Source organism: Priestia sp. P5_B4 (genome assembly GCF_056400385.1).
Genome location: NZ_JBFULJ010001280.1, coordinates 1 through 804 on the forward strand (window position 1 = coordinate 1; position 804 = coordinate 804).

Annotated in this window: 1 protein-coding gene; it reads left to right on the top strand. The window is 38.1% G+C overall.

Going from position 1 to position 804, the window contains the following annotated elements:
- A partial coding sequence (locus tag AC1DRF_RS30490; protein WP_477742633.1) for an ABC transporter ATP-binding protein occupies positions 1-702 on the top strand: 702 nt, incomplete at its 5' end.
- Positions 703-804: the final 102 nt, after the last annotated feature.

Consider the following 804-nt stretch of genomic DNA (forward strand, 5'->3'; position numbering starts at 1 on the left):
ATTCAGTACCGTTTACAGTCACAGCTCGTTTTTCAAGATCCCTTTAGTTCTTTAAATCCTCGAATTAGAATAGGCGAAGCAATTGGAGAAGCTATGATTCAACATAATTTAGCTTCCCGAACTAATGTAAGAGAGCACGTCTTGTCCATTATGGAAAAATGCGGTTTATCTCCTTACCATATAGACAGATACCCGCACGAATTTTCAGGCGGACAGCGTCAGCGAATTGTCATTGCCAGAGCCATGGCTTTAAATCCCGAATTTATTGTAACAGATGAACCAGTATCTGCACTGGACGTATCAATTCAGGCTCAAATTATTAATTTGTTTAGTGAACTTCAAGAAAAAGAAAATTTGTCTTATCTATTTATTTCACATGATTTAAGCGTCGTTGAGCACCTGTGTAACAAGGTTGCTATTATGTATTTAGGAAATATTGTGGAGCAAGCATCAAGAGATGAATTATTCACAAATCCACTGCACCCTTATACAAAAGCGCTTTTATCTGCCATACCGATACCTGATCCAACCATCAAAAGAGAAAAAATCATTTTGAAAGGTGAAATACCAAGTCCGATTACACCTCCCTCTGGGTGTAAGTTTAGGACAAGATGTCCGATTGCCCAGAAGAAATGTGCAGATATTCCACCTGACTACAAAGATGTCGGTTCTAATCATTTTGTAGCGTGTCACTTTGTATAAAGACCCATAAGAAGGCATTGAGACATAACGAAATTAATTCAATCTAAAGACGAACAAATGGGATAWATGAGCTGAACTGCTTWTGACASCGCWGTTGATTTC